The sequence below is a fragment of the Enterococcus sp. DIV0210g genome (assembly GCF_050559705.1).
Lineage (GTDB): Bacteria > Bacillota > Bacilli > Lactobacillales > Enterococcaceae > Enterococcus_B > Enterococcus_B faecalis_A.
Genome location: NZ_CP187903.1, coordinates 2,207,684 through 2,226,134 on the forward strand (window position 1 = coordinate 2,207,684; position 18,451 = coordinate 2,226,134).

11 protein-coding genes and 1 other annotated feature are annotated in these 18,451 nt (G+C 38.9%); of the genes, 1 reads left to right on the forward strand and 10 read right to left on the reverse strand.

Going from position 1 to position 18,451, the window contains the following annotated elements:
* Positions 1–629 precede the first annotated feature (629 nt).
* On the forward strand, positions 630–1,343 hold the full coding sequence (locus tag IGI64_RS10660; protein ID WP_429940516.1) for an HAD family hydrolase: 714 nt from the start codon (positions 630–632) through the stop codon (positions 1,341–1,343).
* 62 nt (positions 1,344–1,405) lie between these two features.
* On the opposite strand, the gene IGI64_RS10665 is transcribed toward IGI64_RS10660, so the two are convergent.
* From IGI64_RS10665 to IGI64_RS10710, 10 genes are all read right to left on the reverse strand, one after another.
* A complete protein-coding gene (locus IGI64_RS10665; RefSeq protein WP_429940517.1) occupies positions 1,406–4,594 on the reverse strand; it encodes an SNF2 helicase associated domain-containing protein in 3,189 nt (1,062 codons plus the stop codon).
* Between the two features lie 14 nt (positions 4,595–4,608).
* Entirely contained in the window at positions 4,609–7,731 is a 3,123-nt protein-coding gene (locus IGI64_RS10670) for an AAA family ATPase (protein ID WP_429940518.1), read from the reverse strand.
* A 6-nt stretch (positions 7,732–7,737) separates the two neighbouring features.
* Positions 7,738–8,856, reverse strand: a complete 1,119-nt coding sequence (locus IGI64_RS10675; protein ID WP_429940519.1) for an exonuclease SbcCD subunit D — start codon at positions 8,854–8,856, stop codon at positions 7,738–7,740.
* Positions 8,857–8,990: 134 nt separating this feature from the next.
* Complete coding sequence (locus IGI64_RS10680; protein WP_429940520.1) at positions 8,991–9,614, reverse strand: lysophospholipid acyltransferase family protein; 624 nt, start codon at positions 9,612–9,614, stop codon at positions 8,991–8,993.
* Positions 9,615–9,759: 145 nt separating this feature from the next.
* Positions 9,760–10,260 (reverse strand): hypothetical protein, encoded by a 501-nt coding sequence (locus IGI64_RS10685; protein ID WP_429940521.1) that lies wholly within the window; start codon positions 10,258–10,260, stop codon positions 9,760–9,762.
* A gap of 25 nt (positions 10,261–10,285) precedes the next feature.
* On the reverse strand, positions 10,286–11,518 hold the full coding sequence (locus IGI64_RS10690) for a chloride channel protein (protein ID WP_429940522.1): 1,233 nt from the start codon (positions 11,516–11,518) through the stop codon (positions 10,286–10,288).
* 48 nt (positions 11,519–11,566) lie between these two features.
* On the reverse strand, positions 11,567–12,262 hold the full coding sequence (locus tag IGI64_RS10695) for a GTP pyrophosphokinase (protein ID WP_429940523.1): 696 nt from the start codon (positions 12,260–12,262) through the stop codon (positions 11,567–11,569).
* Positions 12,263–12,552: 290 nt separating this feature from the next.
* On the reverse strand, positions 12,553–15,858 hold the full coding sequence (locus IGI64_RS10700) for an immunoglobulin-like domain-containing protein (RefSeq protein ID WP_429940524.1): 3,306 nt from the start codon (positions 15,856–15,858) through the stop codon (positions 12,553–12,555).
* Positions 15,859–16,091: 233 nt separating this feature from the next.
* Positions 16,092–17,441, reverse strand: coding sequence for a branched-chain amino acid transport system II carrier protein (brnQ, locus tag IGI64_RS10705; protein ID WP_429940525.1), 1,350 nt, complete (start codon positions 17,439–17,441; stop codon positions 16,092–16,094).
* A gap of 140 nt (positions 17,442–17,581) precedes the next feature.
* Positions 17,582–17,833: a binding site (T-box leader), on the reverse strand.
* Between the two features lie 140 nt (positions 17,834–17,973).
* Positions 17,974–18,417 carry a DUF305 domain-containing protein gene (locus IGI64_RS10710; RefSeq protein WP_016624635.1) on the reverse strand — a complete coding sequence of 148 codons (444 nt, stop codon included), beginning with the start codon at positions 18,415–18,417 and terminating at the stop codon, positions 17,974–17,976.
* Positions 18,418–18,451 lie beyond the last annotated feature (34 nt).

Below are 18,451 nucleotides of genomic sequence, written 5' to 3' on the forward strand. Positions count from 1 at the left end.
TTAGAAAAAAATTAAAAAAATTAACGTTATCTAAGTTTTATTTTCTTTAATAATAAGGTTTCAAGCTTTTTTACCAATATTAAAAATGAGAAAATTCCCATCAAAACCCAATCTAAAACATAAATGTAACAACTCAAAAAACTGTCATAGTATTATGGATATTTTCAATTAGTTTACACTTTTTTCTGCGTTGATTATGTTTTTTATTCTTTGTATTTTTCAATAACTGCCCCTGCGAACGTCCATCATTTTAAAAATAGCGCTTACACACCCGCTTGTTTCATTTCTTCTTGCTTCAACAGCTAAGTACTGAATGAGAAACATTACAATGTACCTGTAAAATACCGTTATTTTATTTTCATGTAAACTTTTTATAACTGTATCAAAAAACATCAGTTATTTACTCCATGTATCCAAAGCAGCTTTTCATAAAAATAACAAATGATCTTTAATCATAATTTTAGTGAAAAAAATTGAAACTTACAAATATTGATTTTACGCGCTTGGTGAAATATAGTAATAAAAACCTTTATTTATAAGGCTTTTTACTCTTTTTTTTCTATTTTTTTTCGGCTACAATAAATGAGGATTTGTGAAAATACAAATGAAAATCGAAAGGCGTGTGACAATTGATCAAAGCAGTTGTGTTTGATGTGGATGATACGATTTACGATCAGCAGCAACCCTTCAAGAATGCGGTGAAGAAGGTCGTTCCTCTTGTATCCGATGAAGACATGCACCCACTATATATCCGTTTTCGCCATCACAGCGACGAAAACTTCCCCAAAGTAATGGCCGGCGACTGGACGCTTGAATACATGAGAGCGCACCGTATCAGCCAATCCTTGAAAGATTTAGACTACCCTGCGATCACCGAGGCAGATGGACTGACATTTCAAAAAATCTATGAAGATGAGCTGGATAATATCTGCATGCATGAAGAAGTACAAAAAACATTGGACTTCTTGAAAGAAAAACAAGTACCAATGGGCATTATCACTAACGGACCAACCGACCATCAATCAAAAAAATTGAAACAATTGAAATTAGAAAATTGGGTTTTAAAAGAGCACATGCTTATTTCCCAAGCAACAGGCTTCCAAAAACCAGAAAAAGAAATCTTTCAATTAGCAGAACAGCAATTTGGATTGGTTCCCGAAGAAACACTTTACGTTGGCGATAATTATGAGAATGATGTCTTAGGCGCAAACAATGCTGGCTGGAAAACACTGTGGTTCAATCACCGTGGACGTACTGCGGACAGCAGCCCTGTACAAGATATCGAGATTCTTTCTTTCGATCAATTGCTTGAAACATTCCATGCGATTTTTAATGGCGAATAAATTGATTAAACCAAAGAAGAACCAGCACTTGTTCAAGTGCTGGTTCTTCTTTGGTTAGAGGATCATTCAAGTTCCCCGATACTTAAAATCAAACGAATATCTTCTTCTGTCAGTTTATTCATCTGTTCTTCATTTCCTTGGATGACTTTTTGGAAAAGTTCTCTTTTCTCGTGCTGCAGCGTATCCATTCGTTCTTCAATCGTGCCTTCAGCAATCATCCGCCACACTTCAACGACGTTCTTTTGCCCGATACGATGCGCTCTGCCTGCTGCTTGCTCTTCAATGGCTGGATTCCACCACAAGTCGTAAAGGATCACTGTGTCCGCACCAGTCAAGTTCAAACCGGTTCCCCCAGCTTTCAAAGAAATCAAGAAAACATCTCTTTCCCCTGCATTAAATGCATCCACCATCGCGATACGATCTTTTGGTTTCGTGCTTCCTCGCAAATAAAAGGTCGACATACCAAGTTCAGCTAGCTCTTCTTCTAAAATAGAAAGCATCCCAGTAAATTGAGAAAACAACAACACTCTACGGTTGTTCTCTTTTGCTGCTGTCAACATATCTTTCACTTGTTCGAGTTTACCAGAACCGCCTTTATAATCCTCGATAAACAAACGCGGATCACAACAGATCTGCCGCAGACGTGTTAAACCTGCCAAGATACTGATGCGATTTTTCTTGAAGTCTGCTGTATCCATCAAAGAAACTTCTTCCCGCATTTGACGCAGATAAGCAAGATAAACCGTTTTTTGTTCTTCCGTCAATGCAGAATAAAGATTGGTCTCTGTTTTTTCCGGAAGATCTTTCAATACGCTCTTCTTGTTTCTTCTCAAGACAAACGGACGAATCATTTGAGCGATTTCTTCCGCTGACATATCTTTGAATCGTGCTCGGCTTGGGAAAAATCCTGGCATGATCGTGGCAAACAATGACCAAAGTTCTTCCAAGTTGTTCTCGATTGGTGTCCCGCTCAAAGCAAAACGTTGCGGAATCGATAATTCTCGTAAAGACTGCGCTGTTTTGGTCCCGCTGTTTTTGACCATTTGCGCTTCATCTAAAATCAGATAATCCAATTGCATTTGCTGATATTCTGCAACATCTTGGCGCAAACTTGCATAAGAAGTGATCCAGATATCTGCCTGTTGCGCGAGGAGTTTTTCTCGTTCATTTTTGTTTCCGTTGACTACTTGGGCATTTAAGGTTGGTGCAAATTTCCGCACTTCCGCTTGCCAATTGTAGATCAAACTTGCTGGAGCTACGATCAATGCAGATAATTTTTGTTTTTCTTCTTTTTCAGAAAGAAGAAAGGCAATCGTCTGCAATGTTTTCCCCAGACCCATCTCATCCGCTAAGATTCCGCCAAATTGATAATGACTTAGCATTTTCAGCCATTTGAATCCTTGGACTTGATAAGAACGCAAATCTGCTTGGAGGTCTTTCGGCAATTCCGCTGTGTATTCTTCAGGATGAGTCAGGTTCTGCACCATTTCCTTAAAAGAATCACTGAAATTCGTTTGACCGCCCTTCAGCTTTTCTTGCAAGATCAATCCTTGATTTTTCGGCATATGGATCACGCCGCCTTCATCTCGGATCGATTCGCGCAATTGCTGCAGAACTTCACTTGTTTTTTGGAATTCTTCTGAATCAAAAGACAGGACTTGTCCATTTTCCAATGTATAAAATGCGTCATTTCGCAATAAACTTCTTAACACTTGATCGATCTCATTTTCATTGATGCCTGTTACATCAAAACGGATGTCCAGCCATGAACTGGTTTCTGTTACATCGATTTTCGGCTGATGGCGCTGCGCATCCAAGTAAAGTTCCCGCAGTTTTTTTCCAATACGGACTTCGCCAAATTGACGAAAAACAGCTAGTTCTGTGCGGAAAAAGGCGTATAGTCCTTCACCCGCAGGCAATTCTTTTTCATAGCCGGTCTCATTTTTTTGATAAAGATACATCTTGAACAGATCACGGACACGTTTTTCTTGCGCATGATCTCTCAATACTTCTTTTGAATCTTCTGGCAGGATCTCATGTTTAGGATCGGTTGAATAGATTACATCGCCATATATAAAATCGATTCTGCCTTGGATCTTGCCTTTGACTTTGCGGAAGAAAAAGACAAACGACACAGGTGTATCCGTGATTTTTTCTTTTACTTCTTCGCTGACTTCGACTTCGCCGATTTCTCCTAATAATGGCAGGACCTCTTTGAAAAGCGAGGAAAGTTCCTCTTTCTTGAATACGATCTGCGGCTCTTCAAAACGTTTCATCAGCTGCTGGAATGTCAGATAGATTTTTTGCTGTTTTTTATTTACTGTATAAAAAACGCCATCTCGTGCCCCTATTTGATAATGGGCAAAAAACAAATCAAAATCAGTTTCTGCTTTCAGCTGATAGTGTTCTTCTTCTTTTGTCACAAGAAAACGCAGTGGTTTGTTCTGGTAAGAAAATTGGATGCCCGGATAATTTTGTTCACCGATCTCTGCCTGCAGATGGGTCGTTTGATTCATTTGTTCCAGCAGCGGCTGCAGCTGTTCCACTGGCAGCAATAAATATCGTTTCTCCAATTTGCCTTTCACTTGCAGACCAGAAGCGCCCAGAAGCTGCTGAGTTTGAGCGATTTTACTCAAGTTTTCCAATATTTGCTGGTCTTCTTTTTGGAAAGCACGATGCGCCAAAGAAAATGTATGCTGTTTGTTGACAGTAAAAGTTCCTTGATCTGTATAATTTTGAAGAAACTCATAGATATTTTTGACGATATAGCTTTTTCGCGAGGATGCAAGGTAACCGATCCGTAACGAAACAGCCAAGACAGAAAATTCTGGATGGTATTGATTTGTTTCTACTGCTTCTAAGTGATATTCCAAAATAAATGGTTCGATTTTTGCCGGACGTTCAGCATGAAGCCGGGAAAAACCTTTGATGATCATTTCTCCTTCGCTGACTTTGCTGGCAGTCTCGGGTAATTGCTGATTCTTTTTCAAGATACGGGAAATATTTTTTTCTCTCAAATATAATTCTGCTGCGACCGTATGCTTGCAATAATGATGTTCTCCCCAATAAGGACATTGGCAAAGATCCTCTTCTTTTGCTGTTCCGTCCAAATCGACCATGTACAGTTCGCTGCCTAGGACTTCCGCATGCCACACATTCTCTTTTGGATCTGGAACGACCGACAACACTCTTCCTTTGCGTAAATATTCTCGTCCGCGTTCAATTACTTTTTCTGGTATGCTCCATTTCATCGTTGCGTTCCCTCCTATCCGAGATGATAGCGGATCTTGCTTTGTCCGCTGCCTTCTGTATCGATTCTGATTTGTTGCGGAATACGTTCTTTCAATTCTCTCACGTGACTAATGATTCCAATCATCCTTCCTTGGCTTTCGATAGTCTCAAGCGCTTCGATCGCCATTTCCAATGCTTCTTCATCCAAGGAGCCGAAGCCTTCGTCAATGAACAAAGCTTCGATCGATACGCCGCCTGCTTGGGACTGGATCACTTCTGCTAGAGCAAGTGCAAGGGACAAAGCTGCGATAAAACTTTCGCCGCCGGATAGCGTATGGGCGCTTCTTGTCATCCCAGCTTCATCGTCATAGACATTGATCTCAAGCCCAGTGTTTCCTCGGTAGCTGCCGATCTCGCCTGCTAATTCGAACTGGTAACGATTTTTTGTCAGCTGCTGCAGATGTTCATTTGCTGTTTGAAGCACCTCTGTCAAATATACTTGCAGGACATAACGTTCTAAACTGATTTTTTTGCTGTTTTCGCCGTTGATTACTTGTGAAAGCTGCTGCAATTCGCTTAGCTGTGCTAATTGTTCTTGGCTTTTTTCATAACTTTGGAGAAACGCATCTAAAACTTGCTGATTTGCTGCTTGGCGTTCTTGCTTTTTGACGATTGCTTCTTGGGATTCTTCGATCTGTTGAGCAATCTGTTCTTTTTCTGTTTCAAGAGAAGCAAGATCGACTTGCTCGCCCGCAGCCCCGATTTCTTCTAATTGTGCCAAACGAGAAGCAATCACTAAACGTTCTTTTTGATAATCCTGGATCAGTTCTTGTTTTTCTTGTTGAATCTCTTCTTGTTCAGCAAACCTCATCATCTCCGAAAAATCGTTGAAATAGGTTTGTTCTGCCAAAGCAGCTGATATTTTTGTTTCAAGCTGATTTATTTTTTGTTGCAAATCAGCTAGCTGTTTTGCCAAGTTTTCTTGGTTATTTTGATGCAATTGAACATTTTGACGAAGTTTCTCGCCTTCTTTGGTCAATGTCTCATATTCTTTTTCTGCTGCTGTTATGCCTGTTTCAAGCTGACTTGTCTGACTTTCCAAAGTTTCAGCCTCTACACCATCAAGCTGCTGGGTCAGCGTGTCTAGTTTTCCTAAAATCCGCTGCTGCTGTTCAGTGATTTTTACTGCTCGTTGCGCTGTTTTGGTTATTTCTTTGTCCAAATCAGCTGATTCATCAGCTAGTTCTTTTTTGCGTTTTTGTGCATCTTCCAGCTGTTGCTTTCTTTCTTCTAAAGAGCGTTCGATTTGTTCAAATGCTGGCAGGATCTCTGCTGTTTCAACAGCAAAAGCAGTTTGGATCTGCTTTTGCAAGTTCTGCTGCAATTCATCAAAAGCAGACTGACGCTCATTAAAGATTTTCTGCTGTTCGTCTGCTTCTTGCTGCATCTTTTGCAGGTAAGCAGTACTTTCGCCGACCGCTTGGATCAATTGCTCCATTTCCGATTCTGCTGCCGCAAGTTCTTCTTCCAGTAAACGAATGTCTGCTTCTTCCACCGGCTCATGGACCGTTTTGGGATGTTCCAACGCACCACAGACAGGACAAGGTTCGCCTGGAATAAGCAGAAGCTGTAATTTTGCGATTTGCTGTTTGGCCCATTCGCTTTTAAGGTGTTTGACTTTTTCTGTCTGCAAGGAAAGTTTTTCCTGCTTTTCGGCTGCAGCTTCTTGATGTTTCTGGATATTCTGCTGCGCCGTTTCGATGGCCGTTTCTTCATTTTCCAGCCATTGGTATTCTTTTTCCCACTCTGTTTTCTGGTATTTTAATTGTTCATACAACAGTTGATCTGCTTGCAAAGCTTCAGCTTGAGCTAATTGCTCGCTATTTTCTGCCTGTTCTTTTTGGATCAAGAGTTGTTGTTCTTTTTGCTGTAACCTCTCTTGCTCTGCGTGTTTTTGCTGCGTGTCGATTGCTGCTGATTCTTGTTGCAATGCTTGTTTTTCTTTGACTAAAGGCAGCAGACTTTGTAAATGCTGTAATTTTCTTGTCTGTTCAGCAAGTGTCTTTCGCATCATTTCCCGTTCAAGCGCTGCTTGCTGCCATTTTTCTAAGGCTTGTCTGTTTTTTTCGGATAAAGATTCCTGTTCTTGTTGGCTTTGCTGCAGATTTTCATATTCTTGACGGCTTGTTTGCCAGTACTTTATATCTGCGGCCCATTTTTGTGCAAATGTATAGTTTTCCAACCATTGTTCCGCTTCTGCTGCTGCTTCTTTCTGCAAGTCTAGTTTTTCTTGTCTTGCTAAAAGTTCTTGTTTTTCTTCTAGCTGAGCATTTAGTGTTTTTCCTTGATAATAGAGAGCTTCGATTTGTTTTTGCTGTTTCTGCAACTTCACCGTTTGTTCTTTTACCTGTGTTATTTCTGTACGCAAGATTTCTTGTTCTTGCTGCCAAAAAAGAAGAGTCGCTTCCACTCCTGCAGTCTCCGCAGCTCGTTCGTTTGCTACAGTAAACTGTTTTTGCAAAAGTGCAAGTTCTTGTTCCAAGTGGTTCAATTCTTTTTGTTTTTGTTTTGCCTGTTCTTTCAGGCGTTCATTGAATTGCTGGAAAATCTGGGTCCCGAAAAGATTTCGCAAAACGATTTCTTTTTCTTTACTTGGGGAAATCAAAAAATTCCTGAATTCTCCTTGCGGCAGCAAAACGATTTGTGAAAACTGTTTTGCATCTAAATGAAGCAGCTCTGTGACTAGCTGATCGACTTCATTTCTTTTAGTAAATTGCCGTTTTTCTTTCCCATTTTGGTCAAAGACGGTCAAACTGATTTTTGCTGGTTGTTTTTTTGTCCCTGTTCCTTTTCGTTTTGCTAGTTCTTGTTCTGGTTTTCGAGTGATTTCATAAACGAACTGCTGGTGTTTGAATGAAAAAGTAACACTTGTTTCTTCTTCAGGCGTAGCAAACAATGACCGCATTTCTTTTCCAGAACGGAGACGACCTGAAGTCTCGCCAAATAACGCATAAGTCATCCCATCAAAAATCGTTGTTTTGCCGGCGCCTGTTTTTCCGCTGATCAAAAAAAGCGGTGTTTCAGTCAAATCAGAAAAATCAACTGTCTCATCAATAAAGGGACCAAAATTTTTCAATCGTAATCGTTGAGGTTGCATGGGTCATCATTCCGTTTCCATTATTTCTTGCAGTGTATCATTTATTTGCTGTTTTTGAGCAGATGTCAACTCTTCTTCCGTTATTTCTTGGAAAAAACGTTCGGCCATGATATGTGGCTCTTCAATGCGCAGATTTTCTCTTTTTTTGGTTAACTGCTGTCTGCCGCTTGTTCGTTCCACGCCTAAAATCCTTGGGTAGATCGCGCGCAGCTGATTCATCATATTCGGGATGATCGTTCGATCCGTCAAATTGATTTGGATATAACTTTCCCGATCGATTTTTTGGTAAAAATCAGGATCTAACAACTGGCGAAATTCCGCTGTCAGTTCAATCATGTCATACAGCGGCGCTAATTCCCGAAAATCCAAGGTAAGTTCTTCTGTCGTATCCACGATCCAAACACCTTTTTTCTGGTCGATCTCAGATAATGAAAATTTCAAAGGCGAACCGCTGTATCTTGCATTTTCTTGCTGCAGCGCTTTTGGATTATGCAGATGACCAAGTGCAGTATACGTAAACGGCGCTAAAACCTCACTTGGGACAGCATCTAATCCGCCAATCTCTATTTTTGTCTCTGAGTCTGTTTTCGGGCTGCCAGCCACAAAAAAATGACTGACAAGTACTTGTTTCTTTTCTTTATCAAACGCTTCTTGCATTTTTTCAACGACACGCGGCATTGCCTGTTGGATCGTACGGATCGTTTCGTCTTCAAAGTAGATTCGAGCAGCGATTGGTTCAAAATAAGGTAGTAAGAAAAACTGGGTATCTTCAAATTCGATTGGCGTAAATGCTTGCGAAAGCTGTGTATGCAAATGGTATTTCGTATAGGCAAACCAAGGAGCCCCCGCAGACAAGCGGATACTGCTGTCATGATTCCCTGAAATCGCCAAAATCGGAAACTTTTCTTCCAAATTCCAATGGATCATCTGTTGATTGAAAAGTTCTACTGCATCCACAGAAGGCACACTGCGATCATAAAGATCACCCGCAATCACGATTGCGTCTGCTTGTTCTTCTTTGGCAATTGCTAAAATATCTGAAATCACCTTTTTTTGATCTTCTAAAATATCATAACCTTGTATCTTTTTTCCAATGTGCCAATCGGCTGTATGTAAAAAACGCATGCGCTCACCTCAAAAAATATCCTTCTGATTATTATAACACTTTGCAGAAAATTCCGCTCAGACATTCGACAAAAAAGCCCGACAGCCAAAAACCAGGAATGATTTCTGCTATCAAGCTTTTCAAAGATTTCTTTTTATTTCTTTTTTATTTCGTATTTGAAATTTGGATCGACTTCTTTGTCTAATTTTTCAAAAGCAGATTGCGTTCTTCTTTCGACTTCTGCTAATCCTTCTTTGTCCATTTTTTTGATGTCAGACAGATCGATCGGTTCGCCAAATCTTACCGTTACCCGTTTTCGTTTGAACAAATCACCCAGTGTCAATGGTCCTTGATAAACAGCAGGAACGATTTTTGCTTTGGATAATTTGGCGATCAATGCCATCCCGCCTTTTAATTCGGTTGCGTGTCTTGTCCCGCTAGGAAACATGATCAAACCCAAGTCTGTGCTTTTCAAGATTTTTACTGGTGTCTTAACGGCACTTGGTCCAGGTTTGTCTCTTTTTACTGGAAATGCATTCGCGTGTGTCAAGATATAACGCAAGATCGGATTTTTGAACAATTCTTCTTTTGCCATAAAGCTGAACTTTTTAGGAGCTGCAGCAACAGCCAGATATAAGGGATCCCACCATGTCCGATGTGGGGCAACGAGTATATAATTTTCATCTTTAGGCAGCACTTCTTTATTCTCATAATGGGCATTACCGTTCACAAGTGCTAAAACCACCCGCACGAGCCCTCGCATAAATCGATAAAACATAGTCTCTTCCTTTCTCTTTATGGGATTAGTATGCCTAAAAATGTACCTTTTTGCAATAGGCTTTCGCCTCTTTTAAGCTTTAAAGAAACATTTCACTCGTCAATTTCGGGAAAACAAAAAAAGGCAGCAAATTCTTGCCGCCTTTTTATATTTGATTGAGCAAACTATTTACAGCATACATCGCAATAGAAAGAGCAAATATGATTGAAAAGCCTTTTTTGTCTTTCCCTAATAAATAAAAGAGCAAGCTGTTCAGTAAAAGAACGGCAGCCGGCACAGTGAATAGAATCATCGGATGTGTTATGTCAACGAACATCGATCCCATTAGAAAAATACTCCCAACTAAACACATCGACAGAACAACTGCGGGAAAAACTTTTGTCCGCTGATTCTTAGATACATGGAAAAAACGCAGAAACAATATATATATCCCTGATTGAGAATATAAAAGAATCAACCCTAAAAGGAAAACAACAACAATACCGATCACTACCAGTTCTAAAATGGATAAGCCTGTCTCATGGGTGACGAATTGCCGAACTGGTTCGACTTTTGGCTGAGAAAACCATTCAAGCAGCATCAACACTAATACACTGGCATAAGAAACCGACAGTCCGATTTTTATTAAAAGATCATTTTTCCTCATTTAGCGTACCTCCCTTCTTCATTTTTCAATTTTTTCTTAGCATAGATTTTCCCTGAATATGATTTTTCAGCTTATTTATTCCCCAGCAGCTGATGAGGATCCCTGGAAAAAATTGGATTGGGAAAAGCAATAATAGCAATGCAGCACTTACGTAGGGTTGTCCAAGAATGATCGTGACACTAGAACCTACGATGACGCCTACAGTCAATCCTGGTGTATAGGGAAACAATTGGACGAATGCAAATCCTATCGCTGCACTGGAAAAAATGGCTGGAAAAATCTTCCCGCCGCGCCAGCCAAAAGAGAAACAAAAATTCGTCAAGAAAGCTTTACCGATTCCTAACACTAATAAGCTGACTAAAGAAAGTTGGAGCGCCTCTTTTGAAAATGGCAGGAGTTGACGCTCGCCAGAAAAGATAAAATAAGGCGACCACCAGGCAAATATACCTATGGACAAACCTGCAAGCAATGCTTTGATAACTGGGTGATTTATTTTTTTAGACAAAGCATTGGTGATTTTCTCAATCTGCAAGAAAAGAAACCCGAAAACACCGCCAAACAACCAGCCTAAAGGAGATAACAGTACTGCTTGCCAGCTCCAAACGATATCTTTAGAAAAATGCAAGGCAAAAACACTTTCCTCATGAACAAGTTTTTTAACGAATAAAAAACCAACAAATCCAAACAATGTACTAAGAACATATAAAACAATCCTTCTAATTCTCGTCTTTGTTTTCAGGGGTTCTTTTTTCTCTTCCTCAAAAGCATCACCAAGCCCAACAAGCGGCGCGCGAAAAACAGCAGATAACATCGCACTTAGACTCATTTTCAAAAATTCTTCTTTATTCTCTAAAGTTACTTTCAAATGATCGCCCATCCAAGTGACTAAACCGCCCACGATACCAGCCAAAGCAGCTTCTGGTCCTAAACTTGCACCAAACATCAATACAATAACAGCAGATAAAGCAATTCTACTTAATTGACGCTTGTACTCAACTCTGCCTATTTTCTTGAATTCACCTACTGTTTCTTCAATCGTCGTCGGATAATTTCCTATTTTCGTCTGGATCAGCCCAACTAAGATTCCTCCAATTAAGCCGACAATTATGGGATAGCCAGGAATAGAAATCATTTCTGGGATACTTACCCATACAAAGTCAGTCAAAGCATTCGTGGCAATCAAAAAAACAGCCGCCACCACACCAACAAGCAAACCTAATGTACAACTGTATAGTAAAAATAACACAGAAAACTGCATACGCTTCCCTCTTTTCTTCAATTATCCGTACGCCGGTTCAAACAGATTTTAGTTTTCTTCCAAATTTTCGATCTCTTTTCGAATATCAAGCATCTCATTTTCCAGCCGGTCGATTTCAGCAGAAATGGTTTGCAGTTTTTTAGAAAGTTCAGGATTTTCTAAATTATTTTTATATCGTAAACTATGTTCTAAGCTAGCCCAAAAATCCATTGCGATCGTTCGAAATTGGATTTCGACCTTCATTTTTTTCGTTTCCTCAAGAAAATAAACAGGAACTTCAATTACGACATGGACACTGCGATAGCCGCTTGATTTTGGGGTTTCCAAATAGTTCTTTATTCGTAAAATCTCTACATCCGGGTGTCTTCTTAATGAATCGATCAGCGTATAGATGTCATCGCTGTAAGAACAAATGACCCGCAAACCAGCAAAATCTTGAACATTATTGAGAATAGCTTCTTTTGAGTAATTCAGGTGTTTTCGGTTTAACTTATAGACCACACTTTTAAATCGTTTGATTCGCTTTTGAATTTGATGGATACTGTTTTTTCTGCCTCTATGACTGTTACTGCTGAGTTCTCGGTCGATATTGAACAGTTTTGTCTCTACTTCCTCCAGCGCAGAACGATAATACACTTCAAGCTCTTGGTAGATTTCAATCGCTTCGACCCCAGTAATATGATTTGCTGCTTTTGATTCTTTGTTCAAAATATCGATTAATTGTGCAATCGGAAATTCAGGCATCTCAATACATTCCTTTCTCTAAAAATATGACGTTATATTTGTATCCGCAATTATTTTTTTGAAAAACAGAACACTTGTTATTTACTTTAACGTTAACAAATATCCATGCAAAATGGAATTAATACGAATGCCCTTTCAGCAGAGAAAAATAGATTAGAAATTTTACTGCGGTATTTAGTAGACAAGGATGTGATGCATTAATAACAAAAGAAACACAGGGATTTTCAATATACATAAAAAACCCCTATGTTTCTCATTGTTTCCAATTATTTTTCTATACTGTTTTTATCTTAGTAGTAAGTAAAAAACTCATAAACCACATCCACTTGGTCATTTTGGAAATATTTTGCTGGGAAATTCGGTCCCCAAATAACTAAAGCGTCTTTTATAGGTACTGTCCACCATCTAACAGTACCATTATCTTCTAAACGATTTTGGTTATCACGTAATAAAATTGCATCTGGTTGAATAACCCCTCCTTCACGAACAGACCAAATGTTTCTTAAAATGAGTAATGTATTCATTGGAATAGGTTGCTCTAAAAGATACCCCGCTATGCTTCCATCCGAATTTTTTTCTCTCTGGGCCATCCCACCCGTAAATGTGAATACTTTTTGAAAAGAAGCTAATCCTTCCAGAATCAGTCTGTTTTCTTTAAACTGTACATCTGAAGCGCTCCCTAGAGGAAACACATCAAAATTTGCTGGATGAGTATCTAAATCAAAACGATTGCCGTTGATCAATAACCGCTTAACTAACCCAGCGTCTGTGTTGGGGCGCCAAGCAATCGCTGCTGGACGATTTTCAACCATTTTTTGATTAACTATTTCATTGCCCAAAATCGCTAATTCTTCCATACTTCCATTGATACCAATAAACTTAACATTCACATCTTGCGAAATATTTCCAATCACTTCAAATTTCATTGCCTTTACAGGATCATTTACAAATCCTTTGCCTGCTCCCAACACGAGTGCTTCATCTGCTAGATTATAAAATGTATTTTCAGTTATGCTGCCTGCTTGAAGCTGCAAAGCATAAATCGCATTATCGCCTAATTTTTCAAAGTAATTCTGATGTACTTGAAAATGGTATAATTTTTTTGTAGAGATAACGACACCTTGACAAACAGATTGGAAGGAATTTCTTCGGATATATATATTTTCTGAATAAGAATTATTGAAATCTTTTTCTTGAATCGTGATACAGCGATTCAATTCTGCATCTGCGTTTGTACCTTTATTGTTTTCAAATTCATTATCTTCAATCCAGACATTTTGGCATCCTACCAAAACAATGTTGCTATCAGTTTTTTCATGACCAACTGAAGGATCATATCCGCCAAATTTACAATATTGAATACGGATGTTATTTCCAGAAACAAACTTTAGTCCGCCGCGTCCGATCTCAGCTAAATTAAAATATATTCCCTTCATCGTGACATTTTCAATATTCTCCTTAAAGCTGATCATGTACTTAGCTGATTGCTTCCCAGAGTCTTTGTAAAGCATCTTAATTTCTGACAAAGGGTTGTTTTGTTCATCCAGCTGGCCAATCAAGTTGATATTTAGATCTGTCGGCAAGGACTCAGCACCTTGACCTCCTAAGGTATATACGACTTCCGATGCTGGTTTTAAATAAACTGTTTCTTCTCCAGCAGTAACCGCATCTTTAATAATCTCTGCCAAATCAATTTGAACAAGTTGTGATGTTTTTTTCACAGAATCAGCTTTTTGTATTGGAATCACTATAGGACCATCTATTATTTCAGAACTTGATGAATACCCAGTTAGTGTAATGGTATCTGTGACGCTCGTAACCCAATTTGCATTGATATAATAAGAAAACACCCCATTTTCAAACGTACCGCCCCAAGAAATTTTTAACGGATCATTGTTCACCTGTAATCTAGCTTTTGTTATCTCTCCAGAATAATTGCCAGAAATAGACGTAGTCCCTAAAACATAAGAGTTGGGTGTCAACTTTCCTTTACGAATCTTCACAGGTTGAGCTACAGACAATGGTTTTCCATTATTGTTATAAGGAATCATCGTAACGGGTTCTTTCGTTAAATCTAATCCTGCAGCGTAGAATCGGAATGTACCGTCTGTATTAAATGTTCCTCCACTTCTAACAGGTTGACTACTTCCTGTGGTATAAAGATAAGCGCCTCTGACGGGCCCGGTGTATCTTCCTGTGATATTTATATCTTCTGGATAATAGGGGTCAATCACCATAGTTGCTTTCTCTATTACTACCGGAAATGGATCATCTAGCGCTTGATCTTTTTCATTATGAGGGGTTAACCAAAGAGTATCGTCTTCTTTCAATAAAGAAGCATTAACCCAAAACGAGAAGCGGTGCGGGGTTTCATTTGGGAAAAGTGTACCACCCCATCCCACTACTGTTTGCGTACCATCAATTGTTTCTTTTACCAGTTTCAATTTCTGAACTGTTCCTTCATATGTTCCTTCAATTGTTGAACGTCCAAAACCATAATGAGCAGTTAGTATATGTCCTACATAACAATACACTGATTTTGTTTCAAGCAGACGTCCATTGACATCATAAAACGAAAGTGTGACTGTATCATTTAGTTGAATCAAACCACTCGCTACATCTATAGAAAATTGTCCATTTTTAAACGTACCACCTATTGCTTTCTCAACTCCGTTTATGATGAGTCGTGCTTTGCTAGGATTAGTATTTTCATATTGTCCCGTAATTTTAGTATCCAGTTCTATTGCAAACGGTTGGATATCAAATGAACCAAGTTTGAGTAACGGGATATGAACGATAGCTTGAACTTGTTTGCTTGTATCTAAACAAACGAGCAAAGCCTGGTCTCCTTCATACAAACTTAACGAAGGTACGTAATAACGCAGTTGTCCATTTTTAAATTCACCCCCGACAGAACGTTTGATGCCATTTACGTATAGTTGAGCCTGACTTAGTTCTCCTGTATATATTCCTGTAATCCATTCATTGGGCTCCAGATAAAAAGGATCTACCTCCAACATAGCTGTTTGATCTGTGTCAGCATCTGTTTCTACTTCTTGGAAAGTTACCCATGAAAGACCTGACTGGAGATCAAGAGTCTCAGCTAACAAAAAAAGATAACTATTCAAACTTTTAGCAGTAAAAGTAATACTTCCAATCTCTTGAGTTGTAGAAGAAATCGTTGTTTTATGTTGATTTTCAGTGATTACATCTATGCCCTTCTCATCCCCAGTAACACGTGTAACTGCAACAGGTGCAGAAATTGCCTCGTCTGTCCCTAATACACGTTCTCTTTCTAGTTTATATCTTATGGTATAGCTTTCTCCTATGACTGTCTTCAACGAGATACGTAATCCATGTTGAATAGAAAGTTTTCGAACATACAATTTTAACATCCCATTACTGCTATGATGGAATGCATATGTTGGCATTTCATCCGGTTCTTGTTGAGGCAAACGGAACATTGTATATTCTGATTGTTCAATTTTACTATCTTGCGGCATTACTTCAAAACTTCCATCATTAGTCGAAACAACTAATTCTCCAAGTGCATAATGATGATTCTCAGGATTCATACCTAATGTTAATTTCTGCATAACTTTCAAAATCCCTCCTCTTCCCGTCTAAAAAACAAACGTACGTTCGCTTTTGTAAAAAGAATACCCTTACATTTGATTCTTGTCAACTATAAAAAAACAGCATTTTATTTTAAACTTGCTGCGATTTGATTATAAACGCTGTTAGATAGGTTTTTCTATCCACATAATAAATCAAAAAAATAAAACGAGAATCCTAGTCTTAAAGTAGACTATTGATTCTCGTTTTATTTTTATTCCCCAACCAATTGCTTATTTCTGCTAAAAATGAAATGCCCTGCTAGCCCAACAATCAATCCAACAATTGCTGGAACGATCCAACCTAAGCCCATTGAAGCAAATGGAATCGCATGGCTGTACCAGCTGGATAATGACAAAGTGAAATGACTTTGGATCGGTAATGCTTTGATTCCATCCATCAAAGCAGGCAGTACAACAAAAATCGTTGTTATTTGGTAAACGATGCGATCATTTTTGAAGAAAGAAGAAAACAGCGCTGGAATGATCAAAGCCATCGCTAATGGGTATAAAATCATTAAGAACGGCATCGTCCAAGCAATGATCGTATCTAACCCAAAGTTAGCTGTAATGAATGAAAGAATCGTCGTGATACGCAACCAGCCTTTGTAACTGAAAAATGTAAAACGTACAGAAAAATCTTGAGCAAATGAAGCCAACAAACCCATAGCCGAAGTGAAAACTGCAAGGAACGTCATGATACTCATGAAAATCAAACCTGGTTTGCCAAAATAGGCCTGAACGATCTGGGTTAATGCAATACCGCCATTATCAGCTAAAGAAAAACGGTTTAAAGACATTGCACCTAAAGCGATGATTCCTAGATAAACCCCACCTGATAGAATCATAGCTAACGCACCCGATTTGATCGTATTTTTAGAAATCTCCGTTTGGTCGCGAATGCCCATTGACTGCAGCGTACGGATAATCGTGATCCCAAATGCTAAGGCAGCCAAAGCATCCATCGTGTTGTAGCCTTCTAGGAATCCATTGATAGTCGCAGCATGGTTATAAAGAGCATTTGTCGGCGCATGATCCAACGGTCCAAAAGGTAAAATAAGTGCAATGATAAAAACAGCGAACAACAATAATAAAAATAAAGGATTCAGCCATTTACCGATGATTTTCAATAAATTTGTTTCTTTTACTGACAGATAATACGCAAGTCCAAAGAAGATAGCGGAGAAAATCAGTAAACTGATTGTTGTGTATTTTTCAGGAATGAACATCCCGAAGCTAAATTGGTAGCCTAATGCTGCTGTTCTTGGTGTAGCAAACAATGGTCCAAGCGCCATGTGGTTCATAATCAAGAAGATAACGCCGTACCAAGCAGATACAGGTTTTGCAAAATCATAAAGCCCAGTTGAACGCGTTTTGCTCAAGGCAATCAATGCCGCAAGCGGAAGCAATGTTGAAGATAATAAAAATCCGCCTCCAGCAGCTAACCAGTTACCGCCTGCCAGCTGTCCTAACATTGCCGGAAAAATCAGGTTGCCTGCTCCGAAAAACATGCCGAAAATAAGTGAAGCTAATAATAGTAATTTTTTAGTTGATAAACTTTTCATAAATGATCCCCATCTCTTTTAATTGTTTAGTTTGTCTGATATGGATTGGGGCTGACTCGATGATAAAAGGTTTCTTTCATAAACTATTTCTCCTCTCTGTAAAAAAGAAGTACACAAAAAAAGCCCGTTGGAAAATTATTCCAACGGGCGAAAGTGTCATTCGCGGTACCACCGTTTTTTACTCGTGAACAATGATTTGAGTAATCTCTGTAGCGTCTCAACTATGATATGAAACGCGCAACCCTGTAACGTGGGTCTCCGTCGCAAACTTCACTCTGTCGCCTGCGCATCTCCGGAACTACTTTCAGTATAAATGGACATTGCGCTCTTTCACCAAACGACCGCTCTCTTAGAAATGCCAAAAAACTTACTCTTTCCATCAACGAATTTATTACATCATAAACAGTAGCCAAACAAAAGTCAACATTTTTTTGCAATTCGTTATTTTTTTATAGAGAAAAACGAAAAGAAAGCCCGACAGACCAAATAACTGACAAATTTTTTTATTTTATGATTTTTGACACAGAAATATTTACTCTAGTTCTTTAATCAGTTCTTTCATTTTATCGATTTCTTCTTCTTGTGCTTGGATGATTTTTTCTGCTAATTCTTTTACTTCCGGATCTTCTAAGTTGGCACGTCTGCTTGTTAAGATCGCAATTGAGTGATGAGGGATCATCGCCTTCATCCAAGCTGTATCATCAACAGTCGCTTGGCTTCGAACCATAAATAATGAACCGCAAAATACAAGGATACTTGCCGTTAAAATAAGCACATTCATTTTTTTGTTCTCATACATTTTCCACATGAAAAGCAGCATGATAACAGCCATGACCGCGCCCATCATCAATGCCATGAACACCCGAGTACGGCTAAAGAAAATATGATCCAGTTCATAAACGTTCAAATACATCATACCGAACATAACAACTGTAGATACCGCGATCATCAACAAAAACTTCCCATATTTTTTCATTTGAAATACGCTCCTTATTATATAGTCATACTTC